We start from the raw sequence: 19015 nt of genomic DNA, 5'->3' as shown, positions 1-19015 counted from the left end.
AATTGCCATCCTTTTGATTTTAAAGTATGCGAATCCGTAGAAAAACGAAAGATTGCCTCAACTGTGGGCTATCACTCAATGAAATTTATCATTACTGCCCTCGCTGCGGACAGGAGAATAATGACCAGAACGTATCATTTGGAACGCTGGTGAAAGAGTTTTTCATCAACTATTTCTCATTTGATACCAATTTTGCCCGAAGTATCAAACCCTTCGTCATAGCACCGGGCTTTCTTACGCTACGTTTCAACGAAGGCAAAAGAGTCAGTTATGTACACCCTCTGCGGCTGTACATCATCATTAGTGTAGTTTTCTTTTTTCTCAGTACGCTGTGGTTAACCGATAATATAGTTCCCGAAGAAAGTAGTAAGGATACAAATGTAGCTTTACTGCAAGACTCCCTTTCTAACCCGCTTGATTCAGTCGTCATCAATCAGTGGGAAATTATGGGCTCTATACTGGAAGATGAGACTTTATCAGACTACGAAGCCCTGGATTCATTACGATCTTTTGGTGAGATCAATGTCAGATTGGATTCTTATTTTGGAAGTCTAGCGTTCAGGCAGTTGCGCAAGGTAGTTCGCCAGGATTTTGAGGTATTTGTTGCCTATGTCATGCAGAATGCCCCAATCATGATGTTTATGCTCTTGCCTCTCTTTGCTTTCATACTCAAGCTTCTCTATTTCAGGCACAAACACCTATATATGAACCACCTGATTCATGGTATTCACCTACATTCGTTTGCTTTTTTTCTGACAAGTGTACTTCTGCTCATCAATCTACTGGTAGATGTTGGGGGCATTATGAGCGGAGTATGGGTGTACCTGGCGCTTCAGGCATTGATTACCATTTATATTTTTATTTCTTTTCAAAAGGTATACCAACAAGGAGGGCTCAAGACACTGGTCAAAATATTTATTTTAGGAAATATATATGCATTTGTATTGTTAGTGTTTGGTTTATCAGAAACCTTTATCTCCTTTTTAATTTTCTAATTTTGAGCAGCTTTTGGTTTACCGATCATTAGTTGTATGAATAGGGCAATAGACACTACCAACGCACAACCGATGACATTGAACCAGAGAAAGCCTATTTCTGTGGTGAAGAAAAGGTACATCACTGTAGCTTCGGCTATGCAGGCAGCAATAAATACCGCATTAGACTGGATATATTTGATATAAAACGCCACTAAAAAGATCCCCAGTATTGTACCATAAAAGATGGAGCCAACGATGTTGACAAACTCAATCAGATTATCAGCGAGCGAGGCAAAAGCGGCGAAAATGATGGCGAGAATACCCCACGCCAAGGTAAAAAGGCGCGAAGCATTGAGATAATGGCGCGGTGATCCTTCTTTTTTAAATGACCTTTTGTACAAATCCACTACACTGGTAGAACCTAAAGCATTGAGTTCGGAAGCGGTAGAAGACATGGCTGCTGAAAAGATAACCGCCAGCAACAAGCCTATCAATCCGGTAGGAAAGTGATTCATAATAAAACTGATAAATACATAGTCGGTATCTTTTGTTTCAGCTAAGGGCAAAGCCAGATTTACCAGTTGTTTGACCTCATTTTGTATCTCGGCTTGTTCTTCAGTAAGCTGATTTACAGCGTCCTTGCTTGTAGTCATCTTTGCTTCATCATTCGCTTCTGAAGCCTGCAGGAAGCCGTTGATCTCTTCTCGCTTTTGCTCAAATGTAGCACTATGTTTTTCTTCCAGTTCCTTCCAGTCATCAGCATACTCACTTTGAACTATCTGCTGGCTTACTGCCTCATTGAAGAATACCGGTGGCTGGTAAAACTGGTAGAATACAAAAACAAGAACGCCAACGAATAGGATTAAAAATTGCATCGGCACTTTCAAAAGCCCATTCATCAGCAAGCCCAGGCGGCTTTGTGCTACCGACTTACTGGAAAGATAGCGCTGTACCTGCGACTGATCAGTACCAAAGTAGGATAGCGCCAGAAACATACCTCCGGTCAAGCCTGACCATACATTATAGCGGTTAGAAAAATCCAGGTCAAAAGTAATTACATTAAAACGTCCCATATTACCGGCTACATCCATGGCATTTCCAAAGGAAACATCTTCAGGCAACAGATCAATGATCACAAAGGCGGCAATGATCATCCCTCCCAGCATCACGGCCATTTGCTGCTTCTGGGTCTGGCTCACTGCTTTTGTACCACCGCTCACAGTATAGATAATGACCAGCGTGCCAATGATGATAATGGTAAGGTTCAGGTTCCAGTTAAGTATAGTAGAAAGAATGATGGCTGGAGCATAAATGGTAATTCCGGCGGCAAGCCCCCTTTGTATCAAAAAAAGTATCGCTGCCAGAGTGCGTGTTTTGAGGTCAAATCGGCTCTCCAGGTATTCGTAGGCGGTATATACCTTCAGTCTATAGTAAATAGGAATGAAGGTGACCGAGATGATAATCATGGCGATGGGCAAGCCAAAATAAAACTGGATAAAACGCATTCCATCTTCAAATGCCTGACCTGGGGTGGAAAGGAAAGTGATCGCACTGGCCTGGGTAGCCATGACTGAAAGCCCTACAGTCCACCACTTCATGCTATTTCCACCTTTCAGGTAGCCTTCAATGTCTTTACTACCACGCGTTTTATAAACACCATAACCTACAATAAACATTAATGTACCGAAAAGAATAATCCAGTCTATGGTGCTCATGAATAATAGGCGGTGAGGAGATAAAATAAAATGATGAGAAAAACTAAGTTGCCTATAACCAGCCAGTACATACCTGACCATCGTTTAAAAAAAGGAGGGCCATCAAGTTGATCCTGTGATGCTTTGTTCATTTCCATCATTCTTTGGGTTTGGGTAGAGCCTCAAAAATAAGGAAATTGTACAAACCGCAAGGAAGGACACCGGATAATTAGACAAAAGACCATAACTGTAAGACCTTTACCTGCTATAGCTATACCGGAATAGAGAAAAAAGCTGCCGCCGGACTTATCTGTAGTCTCTCCTATTCTGAACTGTCTTTCTTAAACAGTCTCTTGAAAAAGCCTTTCTTCTCATCTCCTTTACTGGCTTCAGAATTTGCTCCCGGGATTTCGTCGCGCAGCCCCATACTCCCTTTCATTCCACTCAGGAGCGATTTCCACCAGTAGGAGAATACAGACTTATTGGGGTCACGTTCAAAATTAATTTTTCCAATGCGTAAAGGTTGAGAATTGCTGGAGGGGTTATCTGTTTTAACGACAAAAGCATTGGCAAGAATAGAACCTACCACTTCTTTAAGCTTAGGATCATCAGGATTGTCTTTATTGATAAGCGCAATTTTAAGGTCCTTGTAGGCAAAATGCATGTCACCGCTTGACGACTTTTCATTGGCGCTAATATTGAATTTCACAGCATAAGCATAGCCACTTTCAATACTCGCAAAGGCAGTATTTTCCAGCATTACATTCATACTTTGTAAGGGCATTTCGTACATTTCCGCCTGTATATAATGCTGATTGTTCGGGCTGTTAAGCGGAAAGTTGAAATGAATATCCATGGTACTTTTGCCCATAAACCTGGTTTGGACGTCAACTTCCAAGTTTTGCGCTCGCAAACTATCCAGGTTAGTAATACGATATGCACTCATGTACAGCTCCTCAAAGGTAATGGTCCCAGGCTCACGGGCATCTTCAATTTGTTCTTGATATTCAATATGCCCTCTTTTCAGCTGAAGTGTATCCAATCTAAAAGGAATAGGGATATTCATTATCGCTTCCTGCACCATAGGTTTGGTTTCCTGTGGAGCTTCGGGCAGTCGCTTGTCTTTAAAGACTGATAAATCTGCATCTTCTATGGTGATTTTTCCTACCAAAAATGCCAGATCACTTACCAGGTAATGCAGGTCTATCTGCTCCATATCAAGCCTGGCAACGTTTAAGTTGATCCGGTCTGCCTGATGTCCGATGTCACGTGCAAACTGGTACAGAGATTTTTGAGGTTCTACAGAAAAGCGCTCAACAATAAGCTGTTCTGCCACCGGGTCAGCCTGTACCATGCCAAGTTTAAATGTATATAAACTGTCTGGCGTGGTAAATGAGGAATTTTCAACCTTGAGTACAAACTCTTTGGCATAAGGGTATCCATAATTACGATTCACAGTGCTGGAGTCAACATGAAGTTTCCTGATATTAGCGTTGATATCTCCCAAGTTAAAGGGTAACTGCTCTTCTACCCGGTTTACCCATTTGATATTTGCATCATTAATGTTCAACTGCTCAACATCCAAGGAGTCAAAATATTCTTCAATGAGCGCATGCGCATCAAACTGTTGAATCTTATCTAGATTAACTGTGTCTTTCTTCTTCTTTACTTTATTTGATGAATAGTCATAAATAGTAAGGTGTGGTGACTTAATATTAAGCTCTTCTACCAGTAGATAACGCTGTGGTATCATTCGCCAAAAGTTGCCTAGCCCGAGTTCAAAGTCACCTACATTAGCCGACACCCACTTTCTGCTCTTGAGGCTGTCTTCCTGTTCTACACGTGCACTATCAAAAGTAAGCTGAAATTCTTTGAATGTTACTGTCTGCTGAAAAGGATGAATGCCCATATTACTATAAGTCACCTTATATAAGCCCGAAGAATAATAGCTCACCGATTCTTTGAAGACTGCATCCAGTACGGGTTTGATCCAGAAGGCTACAAAGAGTTGGATTCCTATCAGTAAGGTGATAAGCAGCCCAATGGCAATGCTTCCAATGATCACAGATTTCTTACGCATGCATTTGGATGTTAGGGCTACTAATTAGATCCTCTATAAATTGTGCAACTTGCTTTTATCTAAAGTAAAATACGGTTATTTTGTTTAAATGCTTACATTGATTCACTGAATTAATGCACAGCCCACTGCTTCAGAAAATGTTACGTAAGTTCAACATATTACCATTGTTTCTCGCTTGCTTTTTAATATTGGGGCATTCGGTATTTCCGCATACCCATCAGAAAATCAGTGGTGATGAATTTATTCTCGGCGTAGAAGCATTAAATTGTGATAGTGGTATTCTTAACCTGCTGCATAGTGTATTTTCACAGGATTTGGGAGACAACCACCTTGAAAATTTCAACAAAGCACAACAGGACCTTCCTGCATTTCTGTTTGTAGCTCAGGCTTTTTTACATACCCTGCTTCATTTTAATACAGAAACCAAGGAAGAGAAGGCCTATACTGCTCTTGAGGCTTCTCCCAAGCTCTTTGCTGAATTTATTTTGAAAGATGCTCCCCTTAGAGCGCCGCCCCACACCTAATCACTCCTTTCAGTTTTTGTTCATGCTTCATTCAACTGCCATTGTTGAAGTGACGCACCATTCTATTTACCCATACATATTCTTGTCATGTTTGAAAAGATCATTGACCTCTCGGTCAACAATAAATTTGTTGTCATCCTTATGGTGCTCTTTCTACTCGGATTTGGTATTTATTCCATGAAAGAGCTCCCTATTGACGCTGTCCCGGATATTACAAACAATCAGGTGCAGGTTGTTACAGTATCCCAATCTTTAGCTCCACAGGAAGTAGAGAAATTTATTACTTATCCCATAGAAATCACCATGGCCAACATTCCGGATGTCAGGGAGATTCGCTCTATTTCCCGTTATGGGCTCTCAGTGGTTACTATTGTCTTTGAGGAGGATGTACCTACCATGACTGCCCGCCAGTATGTAGGTGAACAAATTTCCATTGCGGCTGCCGAGATTCCGGCAGGTTTAGGTAGCCCTGAACTTATGCCAATCACTACCGGACTGGGAGAGCTTTACCAATATACACTGGAGGTAGAAGAAGGCTTTGAAGACAAATACGATGCCATGTCATTGCGTACTATTCAAGACTGGATCGTGAAAAGACAATTGTCCGGCATTTCAGGAATTGTAGAGGTCAGCAGTTTTGGAGGATACCTTAAGCAATATGAAGTAGCCCTTGACCCTGCCAAACTCAAAAGCCACCGATTAACCATTTCCGATGTGTTTGATGCACTGGCAGCGAATAACCAGAATTCCGGAGGAAGTTATATTGAAAAGAATAGTAATGCCTATTACATCCGGGCTGAAGGGCTGATCAGTCAGATTCAGGATATTGAAAATATTGTGATTGATGTGCGAAACAAACTACCTATCCTCGTGAAGGATGTGGCAGAGGTTCGGTTTGGTTCTGCCAAACGCTTTGGTGCCATGACTAAAAACGGAAAGGGAGAAGCGGTTGGAGGGATCACCCTGATGCTGAAAGATGCCAACTCTTCCGAGGCAATTGACAATGTCCACCAGAGAATTGCCCAGGTGCAAAAATCACTGCCCGAAGGAGTACAGATAGTCCCCTATCTGGATCGTTCTGACCTGGTAGCCAGAACGATCAAAACGGTAAGAAATAATCTCGTAGAAGGCGGCCTTATCGTTATTTTTGTACTGGTCCTTTTGCTAGGCAACTTCAGGGCAGGATTAATTGTGGCTTCAGTCATCCCGCTTTCCATGCTTTTTGCCTTCATTATGATGCGGGCCTTTGGCGTGTCGGCCAACCTGATGTCTTTGGGGGCCCTGGATTTTGGCATTGTAGTGGACGGTGCAGTGATTATTGTAGAATCTGTCCTCCATATACTCAATACCCGTTACCTGGGCAAAAAACTATCAAAAACCGAAATGGATGAAGTAGTAAATCATTCAGCTCAGAATATATTTAAGTCAGCAGCTTTTGGGGTACTCATTGTCATCCTGGTATTGATACCCATTACAACACTGACTGGTATAGAAGGTAAAATGTTTCGTCCTATGGCGCAGACCTTGAGCTTTGCTATACTGGGCGCGTTGCTCTTGTCTCTCACCTATGTCCCCATGATGGCTTCCTTGGTTTTGAAGAAAGATATCAAACATAAAAGGAACATCTCTGACAAAATCGTTGACACCCTCAAGAAAGTATATCTGCCGGTACTGGATAAAGCTCTTGATTATAAGAAAACCGTAGTTGCCCTGGCTTTTGTCTTATTCCTGCTAAGTGTATTCAGCTTTACACGCCTGGGAGGGGAGTTTATTCCCACGCTGGAAGAAGGTGATCTCGCGATGCAGATGACGATTCTGCCGGGTAGCTCACTACAGGAAAGCGTAAAAACATCCAGTAAAGCTGAAAAAATCCTGCTGGATAATTTTCCTGAAGTGAAGGCTGTGATCTCTAAAATCGGTACAGCCGAGGTACCTACTGACCCTATGGCTATTGAAGATGGCGATATCATGATCATTATGAAAGATAAGGATGAATGGGTAACTGCCGAAACCCGGGAAGAACTGGTGGCCATGATGAAAGAAAAACTGGACGTAGTGGCGGGAGCCAGTTTTGACTTCACCCAACCTATTCAGCTTCGCTTCAATGAGCTGATTTCCGGTGTAAAGACCGACATCGCAGTCAAAATATATGGAGAAGATATGAACGAACTTTTCGCCAGGGCCAATGAGGCGGCAGCTATCATCAGAGATATACCAGGAGCCGCGGACATAAAGGTAGAACAGGTTGAAGGACTACCTCAACTGATGATCCGTTATGACCGCCAGAAGATTGCCCAGTATGGACTCAATATTGAAGAACTCAACACCCTCATCCGGGCAGCTTATGCGGGCGAATCTGCCGGAGTCATATTTGAGGGAGAAAGGAAGTTTGACATGGTGGTGAGGTTGAATGAGACTGACCGGCAAAATGTAAACTTGGAGCAATTGTACATCAATAATGGTTATGGCACACATCTGCCGGTAAGCCAGGTAGCCAGTGTAGAATACGAAGAAGGACCGATGCAGATCTCCCGGGAGGATACCAAAAGAAGAGTCACCATCGGGATCAATGTCAGAAACCGCGATATAGAAAGTCTGGTGGAAGAGGTCCAACAAAAACTGGATGCCAATTTAGCCCTTCAGCCTGGTTACTACATTGGTTATGGCGGTGACTTTGAAAACCTTCAGGCTGCCAAAGCCCGGCTCAGCGTTGCCGTTCCAATTGCCCTTCTGATGATACTGATCCTGCTGTACTTCACTTTTGGCTCTATCAAATATGCCATTCTGATTTTTACTGCAGTACCTCTTTCCGCTATCGGAGGGATCACAGCACTATGGATACGGGAAATGCCGTTTAGCATTTCAGCGGGAGTAGGGTTTATTGCTTTATTTGGTGTTGTAGTCATCAATGGTATTGTGCTGATCAGCTACTTCAACCAACTTTGTGAAGAAGGTATCACTGATCTTAAAGAAGTAGTGATCAAGGGAGGGCTTACCCGCCTGCGTCCGGTGATCATGACAGCAGCAACTACTGCACTTGGATTTTTACCCATGGCACTTTCTACCTCTCCCGGAGCCGAAGTACAAAAGCCATTGGCTACAGTAGTGATCGGAGGACTGATCACCGCAACTCTGCTTACTTTAGTAGTGCTTCCGATTCTCTATATACTTTTCAATCAGGCTCCACGCATTAATAAAAGTGGCTTAGGTGTATTGCTCCTGCTTTGTCTGCCTTTTGCCAGTCAGGCTCAGAATGAACCAGCTATCTTGAGCCTAGACCGGGCTTTGGAAGTAGGATTGGAAAACCACCCATCCGTAAACAATGCCCGACTGGAAGTACTAAGTGCACAAAAAATGAAAGGTAGTGTGTTGCAACTGCCTTCCACAGAGTTTACTTATCAGTATGGACAAATCAACTCAGAACTGAAGGATCCCATGTGGCAGATCAATCAATCCTTTGGATCACTGCTTGCGCATGGGCAAAGAAGCAATTATGTCAACCAGCAAATTGCGCTCAATGAAACCGAGCTGGCTTTAGCACAGAAGCAGCTGGAAAAGGAAATTAAATCGGCTTACTACAAGTGGGTGTATGAGCATGAGCTTTTGCAACAAAGACTAGAGGAGTTGAATCTGTACTCAGATTACAGCCAGAAGGTCCAGCTCCGTTATGAAAGTGGTGACAGTGACCTACTGGAAAAAACTTTGTCCGAAAGTCAGTACTCTAATGCCCGCAATGCTGTGGTAAAGCAAAAAGACCAAGTCCGAATCGCTGAGAATACGCTTAAACAACTGATGTACCATTCTGAATTGGGACAAATATCTCCTGATGGGGATACACTGCTAGCCATTGACTTTCAGGCAGAGTCATTAGCAAATAGTACCAATACCTTGTTGGTAGACAAGAGCCAGAAAACGCTAAACTTAAGTCAGTCATTGGTCAAGCTGGAAAGCAGCATGTTTTTCCCAGAACTTTCGGTGGCTTACTTCAAGCAAAACATCAGTGACAGTGAAGTAAGGCTTAAAAACCTTCAAGGCTGGCAGGTAGGCGTCGCTTTTCCTGTATGGTTTTTCCCCCAGAAAAGTAAAATCAGCCGTGCCAAAATACAGGAACAACAGGCACTCAACCGTATGGAATACATGCAGTACAATGTAGCGCAGGAAATTGATAAGCTGCTCCTCCAGTTAAGCCAGGCCGAAAAGCAACTCAATTACTATACAGAAACTGCTTTACCACAGGCAGAAATAATTTTAAATACAGCCAATTTACAGCTCGCCCAGGGTGAGATTGATTACTTCCGTTACCTGCAAAGTATCACCACGGCTATACAAATCAAAATAGATTACCTCAGCAGCTTAAATGAGTACAATCAGGCTGTCATCAATTTAGAGTTTTACCAATAAAGAAACTTGCCATGAAAATAATATATGCAATCACACTCTCTTTTCTTTTTCTCTCCTGCTCGGAGAGGGCGCAAGAGAGCCAGGAAGCTGCCGAAGTAGGCACTCCTGCCGAGCTTACATCCGGTAGTGTCCAATTAAATGACGAGCAGATAGCGCTGGCAGAGATCAAATTAGGTCCGTTACAGAAGCAAATGGTTTCAGACTTTGTAGAGTGCAGTGGTACAATTACCCTTCCACCACAAAACATCGTCACTGTGAACGCACCAATAGGTGGCTTCGTAGAAAGAGTGAATTTCCTTCCCGGAGATTTTGTCAAAAAAGGAGCTCTGTTGGCTGTACTAAGTCACCCTGAATACATAAAGCTTCAGCAGGCTTACCTGGACACCCAAAGCAAGCTAACTTTCGCTGAGCAAGAATATGAAAGGCAAAAAACACTTTCCAGCGGAGATGCTTCTGCCCGTAAAAGGCTGGAAGAATCAGCATCAAATTTCAAGTCTCTACAGGCTCAATTGATGGGTACTGCCGCACAACTAAAGTATGTTGGTATTCGTCCTGAAAATATTGAAAAAAAAGGCATCAGCTCCCGTATTGCCTTACATGCTCCCATCAGCGGCTACATTACAGCCGTAAATATCAACCGCGGTAAATTTGTGAGCAGCCAGGAAAACATGTATGAGCTGATTGATAAATCGCACATGCACCTTGACCTCAATGTGTTTGAAAAAGATATCCCAAAGATAAGCATAGGGCAAAGTGTGTTTTATAGCCTGAACGAAAATGCCGGGCGTAGTTTTGAGGGGAAAGTCTCTTTGATCGGCCAGAAAATGGAAGATGAAAATCGTGCCTTTAGCGTTCATGTGGATATTAACTCTCCTGAAGATTACTTTAAACCCGGCATGTACACCAATGCCAAAATCTTCCTGTCTGCGGATAGTGTGGCTGCTCTCCCTCAATCCGCTCTGATCAGAGATAATGATGAGTACTATGTGTATGTTAATGAAGGCGACGCTTTTGTGAGAAGGCATGTGCAAACTGGAGCGGAATACAATAAATTGACTCAGATCATGAACCCTGAATCTCTTGAAGGTCAGTCTATTGTAATAGAAGGCGCGTATTACCTAAATGCAGAAGCAAACAAATAAAAAAAGCGGAAGCTTTCAACCTCCGCTTTACAAAATCAGTATAGTGTGTAATCCTATTCGGTTACAAACTGGATAGGATTTTTTACTTTCTTGCTTAACAGTGCCAATTCCAAAACATCATCCACAGTACGCACATAGTGGATGTTGAGCTGTTTGGTATACTGCTCACCTATTTCATCCACATCCTTGCGGTTTCTATCACAAAGGATGATATCTTTAACGCCTGCACGACGGGCGGCAAGAATTTTCTCCTTAATACCACCTACCGGCATTACTTTTCCTCGCAAGGTGATTTCTCCGGTCATAGCCATCTTGTTTCTCACCTTTCGCTGCGTGTACACTGAGGCCATGGCAGTCAGCATCGTGATACCCGCTGAAGGACCATCTTTGGGTACGGCACCAGCCGGGATGTGTAAGTGTAAGTCATAATTGTCAAACACCTTATAATTAATTCCTAACTGCTCAGCATTGGATTTCAGGTATGACAGCGCTGTCATAGCAGACTCCTTCATCACATCACCCAGCTGACCGGAGAGGGTTAGCTTACCTTTACCTCTGCTCAAGCTTGATTCTATGAACAGAATTTCTCCCCCTGCCTGGGTCCAGGCTAATCCTGTGACCACACCTGCCAGCTCGTTTTCTTCATAGATTTCTTTATCAAAAACCGGCGCACCCAGGATCTTTTCTACTGCCTCAGCAGTGATTTTTGGAGAATGCTCCTCTTCCAGGGCAATGGATTTGGTGATATTCCGGATCACAGTAGCGATCTTTCGTTCCAGACTCCTTACACCTGACTCACGCGTATAATTCTCAATAATAGATTGAAGAGCCTTCCTGTCAAACGTAACCTGCTTGGCGTTGAGTCCATGCTCTTTGCGCTGCTTGGGCACAAGGTGCTTTTTAGCAATTTCTATCTTCTCTTCAATGGTATAGCCCGTAATCTCTATGATTTCCATCCGGTCACGCAGGGCGTGGTGGATTGTATCCAGAGAGTTGGCAGTGGCGATAAACAGTACGTTTGATAAATCATACTCTACCTCCAGGTAATTATCCAGGAAAGTATCGTTTTGCTCAGGGTCCAGCACTTCCAGCAAAGCTGAAGATGGGTCGCCTCTGAAGTCTGAATTTACCTTGTCAATTTCATCCAGTACAAATACCGGATTGCCGGTTTTTGCTTTTTTGAGATTACTGATAATCTTGCCAGGCATCGCTCCCACATAAGTTTTACGATGACCACGAATCTCAGCCTCATCGCTTACTCCTCCCAGTGAAAGGCGGCAGTATTTTCGGTTGAGTGACTTGGCGATAGATTTACCCAGTGAGGTCTTACCGACACCGGGAGGGCCATAAAGACAAAGTATCGGGCCTTTCATGTTATTTCTAAGCTTCAGTACCGCCAGATACTCTATGATCCTCTCTTTTACTTTTTCCAGCCCATAGTGATCTTTATCCAGTATTTTCTTCGCTTTTTTCAGGTCAAGGCTGTCTTTAGAGTAGTGCTCCCAGGGCAGGTCAAGCAAAAACTCCACATAATTGAAAGATACCGGATATTCGGCAGCCATAGGATTCATGCGGGAAAGCTTATCCAGCTCTTTATTGAAATGCTTGGCAACGTATTCAGGCCATTTTTTCTTTTCGCCTCGCACACGCATTTTCTCCATTTCCTTATCCAGCCCTCCGTCGCCCAGTTCATCCTGCAGGACTTTCATCTGCTGGCGCAGAAAGTAATCGCGCTGCTGCTGATCAATGTCAGAATGTACTTTACTGTGGATTTCATGCCGTATCTCAAGCATCTGGATATCCTTGTACATGTATTCCAGCAACTGCTTTGCCCTCTTCAAACCATCATTGGTTTCCAGTAATTTCTGTTTATCAGCGACATCCGCACTGATGTTAGAGGACAGGAAATGCGTTAAAAAGCTGGGACTTTCAATATTGTCCAGGGCTGCCTGTGCTTCCTGGGGAATTTCAGGATTGAGCTTTAAAATTTTTGTTGCCGCCTCTTTTAATGACTGTACCGTAGCAACCACCTTCTTTTCTGAACGAGGAGGAAAGTGCTCTTCAATGACTGAAATGCTTGCGGTAATGTAGGGTTCTTCTTTGAGTACAGAAGTAATTTCAAATCGTGCCTTGCCCTGGATGATGATGGTGGTACTACCGTCAGGTAATACAAGCATCTTAATAATCTTAGCAACTGTACCTACTTTGTAAATATCTTCAGAGTCTGGTTCTTCGGCATCACTGTCTTTTTGTGCTACCACACCTATCACACGGTCACCCTTCTCATAAGCATTTTTTACAAGCTTTATAGATTTTTTTCTTCCCACAGTAATAGGAATAACCACCCCGGGAAAAAGTACAGTATTGCGTATAGGGAGGATGGGTAGTTCCTCCGGCATTTCTTTTATATCATCATCTTCATTCTCGTCGCTGGTAACGAGATGAATAAGGTCATTTGATTCTCCTTCATGTAATTCATTCAATAATATTGATTCAAACATAGTATTATCTTTCATATCCCACGTTTTATGCCATTTTGGCATATTATATGTAGTTATTTTATCTATACCACTATGTATAGTAAATGGCAATCGCTATGCCATTACTTAGTGCTTAGCCGTAGTTTAGGCATATCTAACCTATAATAAATAAGCAGTTCAATTTGAAAACATGCTGCATTCTTACAAATTGAAATTATTTTCGCTTTTAATTGTTACTAAGGGCATGTTGTCAGAATTTGCAGGCTAGATGGTGTCAAGACTTTTCATTTGTTTAGTGCTTCTTTCTTTTACGGTGGTGAAAGCACATGCACAGCTCCGGGCAGTAAGCGAAAGCCTTAGCCTGGAGGATAGCAGCAGTATCGCTGAACAAAAAAGAATTCGTAAGTTAATTCGCTTCCCCAATATCAACCGAACTCCTTATTACTCAGATAAGCGGGATTTACAGGCTATCAAAAAATATAGCGGTTCTGACAATGATGAAGCGCTGTACCCTATCCTCTACGAATATGTAAGCAAATTCGGTGTTGAAAATTTTTTTAAAGACAATCAACTACTTTGGCAGTTGGCATCACTGGAAGCAAAGAAGGGTGACACACTGGCAGCCATTCAACTCTATAAGCTGGTACTGAAGCATTACCGTGACGGCATGGACATGAGCCTGATAAAAGATGAGATAAACCAGCTACCTGTAGAAAACAAAGAAAATTATGTACCCCTAAAATACTACTATGAACTAGTAGAATTTCGTAAGGAGATAGATACTTTGCGTCCCCCTCAGGGTGTGTATCTCAATATGGGCAATGAGATCAACTCCAATGCGGGTGATTATGGTCCGGCATTAAGCCCTGATAATGCTATGATGCTTTTTACTTCCAAGAGGAATACTATCAAACAGGGATTGAGTGAAAGAGAAAATGAAGACCTGATGTTTAGCCGCAATGAAAGCGGCTACTGGACGCCTGCCAAACCTTTAACGCCAGTAAACTCACCTTATAACGAAGGTTCTGCAACCATCAGTCCCCAGGGTGACAGGTTGGTTTTTACGCGTTGTAGCTCCCCGGATGGACTAGGAAGTTGCGACCTCTACATAAGCAAAATGCAGGAGGACGGTAGCTGGAGTACCGCAGAAAATCTTGGAAAAGCAATCAATAGTATTTACTGGGACTCCCACCCCTCCTTTTCACATAGTGGTGACACTTTATTTTTTGTCTCTGACCGACCTGGCGGTTTTGGGATGACAGATATTTACTTTACCCATAAAACCGGTACCGGAATATGGTCTGCTCCTCAGAATATGGGGCCTGTTATCAACACAAGGGGTAGTGAAGTTAGCCCTTTTTATCACCCTGGACATCATGTGTTTTACTTCAGCTCTAACGGCCACCTCCTTAATTTTGGGGAATTTGATATCTATAAATCCAACCGGCTGGATAATATCTGGGGAGAGCCAAAAAATATAGGGCCGCTGGTCAACGGACAAGGTAGTGAGTTTTATTTTACCATAGATGCTCAATCACAGAACCTGTATTATGCCCGCTCTGTGGAAGATAAAATGGCAAATCTTGATCTTTACTCCTTTCCCCTGCCTATGGAGGCCCAACCTCTGGCTACTACTAACCTTAAAGGCTCACTGCGCAATGAGGAAACCGGTAAGCCCTTTTCTAATGGTATTGTGTCTATCATAGATTTGGATAATGGGGTTGAGGTAGCTCCTAAGTTTCTGAAACCGGATGGCTCTTTTGAGTTTGAGCTGATCAATGAGAACAATTACCTCATTATTATCCAGGGAGATGAATTTTTCCGTCTTGAAGAAATCTTCTTTTTGAACGGTGATAAGGAGTTTCACCGTGAAGTAGCTTCAGTCAGCAGTCGCCTGAAATTTGAGAACATGAAATTTGACAATGGAAAGGCTGAGCTTAAAACTTCTATGTTCGCTGACCTGGACAAAATCATAGACTTCCTGCTGGATAACCCTGATTTTATGCTTAAAATAGAAGGGCATACCGACTCCGATGGCAATCCTGACCTTAACCTGGACCTTTCACAAAGACGAGCTGATGCGATCAAAGAATATTTAGTAGAATTCGGTAAGCTAGATGCCAGTCGGGTAGAAGCAATCGGTTATGGCAGTACCAAGCCCATTGTAGAGGAAAAAACTGAGAAAGACAAACAGCTCAACCGCCGGGTAGAGTTCAATATTATTCGGCAGTAGCCAGTAGTCTGGTTTATAGCCTTCAGTTATCAACATTCAATTTCCAGCTTATTATTTTTCTTTACGCTTGTCAAATTTGCTTCTACTTTGCAATTTGAGGTAATCAACTTCACAACCTATGAAAATCACATTTTTCCTTATTACCTGTACGCTACTCACGCTGCACTTTAGCGCAAATTCCCAGTCTTCTGACAAGGAGTTGTTTTATGTGGGCACCTATTCTGATCGCGGTAGCAAAGGTATTTACGTACTGGAATTTGACAGAGCTACTGCCCAGTTCAACGAATTACAGACTGTTTCAGATAAACAAAGTCCCTCGTTTCTGGCAATCCATCCTAACGGTAAATTTCTTTACGCAGTGTATCGGGAGGGCATGAATGAAGATGATAAAAGCGGAACGGTCACTGCTTTTCGTATCAATAGTGAGAGTGGAGAGCTAAGCAAACTAAACGAACAATCGTCGCACGGAGCAGGACCTTGTCATGTAAGCATTGACCCCATGGGTAAACTGGCGTATGTCTCCAATTACGGTGGAGGAAACATTTCGGTCTACCCGATAAACCCTGACGGAAGCCTGGGAATGGCCACCGATATGGTTCAGTACGAGGGAAGCAGCGTAAACCCTAATCGTCAGCAGGAGCCGCATACGCATTCTGCTATTCCTTCAGAAAATGGGGACTGGCTTTATGTTTCTGACCTGGGCATGGACAAAATCATGATCTATCAGCCTGATCGTAAAACGGGTAAGCTCAGTCCTGCTAAAACTCCCTACGCTGCCAGTACGCCTGGTGCCGGGCCGAGGCACTTTACAATTCATCCTAATGGTAAACTGGCGTTTTCTATGGAAGAATTATCTTCTACTATCGCGGCTTATACAGTGGATCAAAAAACCGGCGCCCTAAAAGCAACAGACCGGGTACCTACTTTGCCGGAAGGCACTGAGGTTCAAAATACTACCGCCGATATCCATGTTTCTCCTGATGGTAAATTTGTTTATGCTTCAAACCGGGGGCATGACAGTATTGCGATTTATGGGATTGATGCTGACACAGGTAAATTATCTTATGTAGGCCATGAAAGTTCAGGGGGAGCACACCCCAGAAATTTTTGTATGGATAGCCAGGGGGAATTTGTTTTCGTAGCTAACCGTGACAATGATAATGTGGTGGTTTTTGAGCGAGATGCAAATACCGGAAAACTAAGCCCAAGGGGGAACGAAGCTCATATACCTGCCGCTGTTTGTATTCAGCAGTTACATTTACCTTAAAGAATTATTGGTTATACAGGAAGACAAAACTCATGTCATTACAGGTATTATAAAGCTCGTAAACATTATCATCTACTTTGTAAATACGTACACCTTCACCTTCATTGAACCAATTCAGGTATTTGTCTACATTCGCTTCATTGAAGGTACCAGTAGTGTCTTGTAATACCGTAAAATCATCTGCATACTCCAGTTTTAATTGATTGCCATCAAGTGTAGGCGTAAACTCTCTCAGCGCACGAGTTACTGTACCACTTTCATTTACAATAAAAAAACCTAAAGCGTAAAAAGGGTCAGATGGTGTTTGGTCATAGTATAAAATCATCGCCAGAGACCCTTCAACATCTTCTTCAATTTGTGCCCCTAGTGAGCCGCTCTCATCAAATATGTTCTGATTAACGCTAAAGAAAAACTCAGCTTTTTCAAACAAATTCGCTCCGTTGGGGTCGAAGATTGCATTTTCCAAAACTGCAGGTGCTGAATTGATAGAGGCGCTATATTCATTGATTTCAGTAGTTTCTCCGCAAACTGTCAAATCCACATCGCTAAGTTCACCAAAACTGATACTGGGAATAGATATTTCCTGTCCGAAGAAGTTGCCTGAGAAAGCTTCGTCCAAGATAATTTTATCATTCTCCACTGTATAAGAGGTAGCAAAGTCAAGCTCCTGCCCTTCCTCAGAACCATCAGGGGATACAAAAGTAAAGTTGATGGTACGCAGGAAGCTCTCAAAAGATAGATAGATTACGATATCGCGGTTAGAATAGCTGAGGCGGTAAGAAGTAGCAAATCTGGCTAAGGCATTTTCTGAAAGCATGTTTAAGTTATTGGATAATTCTTTGCCCAATAAATTAGCTTCTTCATTCCCGGTGGCGGGTTCAAAAACCAAAGTTGTAGGAGATGAGGGGTCTGTCTTACTTCTGAAAACCAATGCTCCATCCGGGGTTTCGTTTACATAATTGAACTCATACTCTGCCAGAAAAGAGGCATTGTCAAGTTCAAAGAGAAAACTGAAGAATGAATAATTTTCAAAGATTAGTTCAAGCCCGAGTGAATTATCAATCCTGTAGGTAATGGTCTGGTCGTAAAACTCTCCATCATTAATACCGAAATCCGTCCTGATACGCACATTATTTTCTTCATCAAAATTTAGCAACACATAATAGCTTCCGGATTCATTCTCCGGTCTGTAACGCAACAGCCAACCCTCGGCAGGTGCGGTCAGCTGAGATTTCAAATTTGTAATTGCCATGGAAGCACGCTCGTCCGCACTTTCATCAAATACATTATCATCATTCTGACAAGCCATCAGCAGGCTAGTAAGGCCTATCGCCAATAAAATTCTCCTCATATTAAAGTCTAGCTTGAATAATTTCCCTAACCTCCAAAAGATCAACCCCGGTACTCTGCTCATAATGATCTATAATCATATTGTATTTACTGCGAATCAACGCTTTCCCTTCATTTCTCTCTACACATGCTATATCGCTACAATCTTCTTCTTCGTTGATATAAAGTTCGTAAAAGTCAGGCTCAAACAGAATATGAGCTACTATTTCGGCATAATCTTCATTAAACGAACTGGTTCCATAAGGTGATACAAACCCACGTCTTAAGGCTTCATCTTCAGTAAGGTTAAACCAGGAACCGGGTGAAGTATAGCCCTGGGGTGATATCTGCTGAAAATTTGCCGGAAGATTGTAGCGTTGGTGAATGATGTGGGCGAACTCATGATAAATGGTTCCTAACTGCCGGAAAATCCAGTCCGGATCTTCTTCATCAATATTATTAATTTCTGTCAAAGTGATCCTTGCTCCTGAATCTGCCGTGCCCAATGTCACAGTGCCATCATCATTAAAAATGAAAGAGCCTATCAGGATAACCTCGGCAGGCACATGGTTCTTAAAAAATTCTTCCCCATTTTCTACCTGAATATAAGGCTCAATCCAGAATCGGGTAAGAAAGTCCAGCACCGGTTCTACCAACTCCTTGCGCGGAGGTGTAACCCTTTTGGTAGGGTCTACATAGCGGTCTACATAGCGATAACGAACCGCAACGCCATACTCATCCAAAAAACGGGTCTGAATCAACTGATCTAAGGGATCGGTTGAGGCTTCTGCCTGGGTGATTTCTTTCTCAACCGGATCTTCCTGATAGCAAGCCGAAGCGAGTACCATCATCAAGAATATCAGCGCTTTATATTGTATACTTTTCATG

The 19015-nt window shown here is 42.8% G+C and carries 11 protein-coding genes; 6 read left to right on the top strand and 5 right to left on the bottom strand.

Going from position 1 to position 19015, the window contains the following annotated elements; all coding sequences use genetic code 11:
- The first annotated feature begins 26 nt into the window (after positions 1–26).
- Positions 27–995 (top strand): DUF3667 domain-containing protein, encoded by a 969-nt coding sequence (locus OKW21_RS05845; RefSeq protein ID WP_277478203.1) that lies wholly within the window; start codon positions 27–29, stop codon positions 993–995.
- On the opposite strand, the gene OKW21_RS05840 is transcribed toward OKW21_RS05845, so the two are convergent.
- Positions 992–2692 (bottom strand): sodium:solute symporter family protein, encoded by a 1701-nt coding sequence (locus tag OKW21_RS05840; RefSeq protein ID WP_277478201.1) that lies wholly within the window; start codon positions 2690–2692, stop codon positions 992–994. The two genes, OKW21_RS05845 and OKW21_RS05840, sit on opposite strands and share 4 nt — an antisense overlap.
- A 301-nt stretch (positions 2693–2993) precedes the next feature.
- Entirely contained in the window at positions 2994–4751 is a 1758-nt protein-coding gene (locus OKW21_RS05835) for an AsmA family protein (RefSeq protein WP_277478199.1), read from the bottom strand.
- A gap of 137 nt (positions 4752–4888) precedes the next feature.
- On the opposite strand from OKW21_RS05835, the gene OKW21_RS05830 reads away from it, so the two are divergent.
- The 3 genes from OKW21_RS05830 to OKW21_RS05820 all read left to right on the top strand — a co-directional run bounded on the left by OKW21_RS05830 (position 4889) and on the right by OKW21_RS05820 (position 10818).
- Complete coding sequence (locus OKW21_RS05830) at positions 4889–5275, top strand: hypothetical protein (RefSeq protein ID WP_277478197.1); 387 nt, start codon at positions 4889–4891, stop codon at positions 5273–5275.
- An 87-nt stretch (positions 5276–5362) separates the two neighbouring features.
- A complete protein-coding gene (locus OKW21_RS05825; RefSeq protein ID WP_277478195.1) occupies positions 5363–9676 on the top strand; it encodes a CusA/CzcA family heavy metal efflux RND transporter in 4314 nt (1437 codons plus the stop codon).
- A gap of 11 nt (positions 9677–9687) precedes the next feature.
- Positions 9688–10818 carry an efflux RND transporter periplasmic adaptor subunit gene (locus OKW21_RS05820; RefSeq protein ID WP_277478191.1) on the top strand — a complete coding sequence of 377 codons (1131 nt, stop codon included), beginning with the start codon at positions 9688–9690 and terminating at the stop codon, positions 10816–10818.
- Between the two features lie 53 nt (positions 10819–10871).
- On the opposite strand, the gene lon is transcribed toward OKW21_RS05820, so the two are convergent.
- Complete coding sequence (gene lon / locus OKW21_RS05815) at positions 10872–13334, bottom strand: endopeptidase La (protein ID WP_277478189.1); 2463 nt, start codon at positions 13332–13334, stop codon at positions 10872–10874.
- Positions 13335–13566: 232 nt separating this feature from the next.
- Here lon and OKW21_RS05810 point away from each other — a divergent pair, with 232 nt between their 5' ends.
- Positions 13567–15531 (top strand): OmpA family protein, encoded by a 1965-nt coding sequence (locus OKW21_RS05810; RefSeq protein ID WP_277478188.1) that lies wholly within the window; start codon positions 13567–13569, stop codon positions 15529–15531.
- A gap of 118 nt (positions 15532–15649) precedes the next feature.
- Positions 15650–16798, top strand: a complete 1149-nt coding sequence (locus tag OKW21_RS05805; protein WP_277478185.1) for a lactonase family protein — start codon at positions 15650–15652, stop codon at positions 16796–16798.
- A 4-nt stretch (positions 16799–16802) separates the two neighbouring features.
- Here OKW21_RS05805 and OKW21_RS05800 read toward each other — a convergent pair whose 3' ends face one another.
- The gene (locus tag OKW21_RS05800) at positions 16803–18149 is read right to left on the bottom strand and encodes a DUF4302 domain-containing protein (protein WP_277478184.1); all 1347 of its coding nucleotides are present in this window, start codon (positions 18147–18149) and stop codon (positions 16803–16805) included.
- A 1-nt stretch (position 18150) separates the two neighbouring features.
- Positions 18151–19014 carry a substrate import-associated zinc metallohydrolase lipoprotein gene (locus tag OKW21_RS05795; protein ID WP_277478182.1) on the bottom strand — a complete coding sequence of 288 codons (864 nt, stop codon included), beginning with the start codon at positions 19012–19014 and terminating at the stop codon, positions 18151–18153.
- Position 19015: the final 1 nt, after the last annotated feature.

The organism is Catalinimonas alkaloidigena (genome assembly GCF_029504655.1).
GTDB lineage: Bacteria > Bacteroidota > Bacteroidia > Cytophagales > Cyclobacteriaceae > Catalinimonas > Catalinimonas alkaloidigena.
Note: the sequence above shows the minus strand (reverse complement) of the source record. Positions and strands in the feature narration are given on the sequence as shown.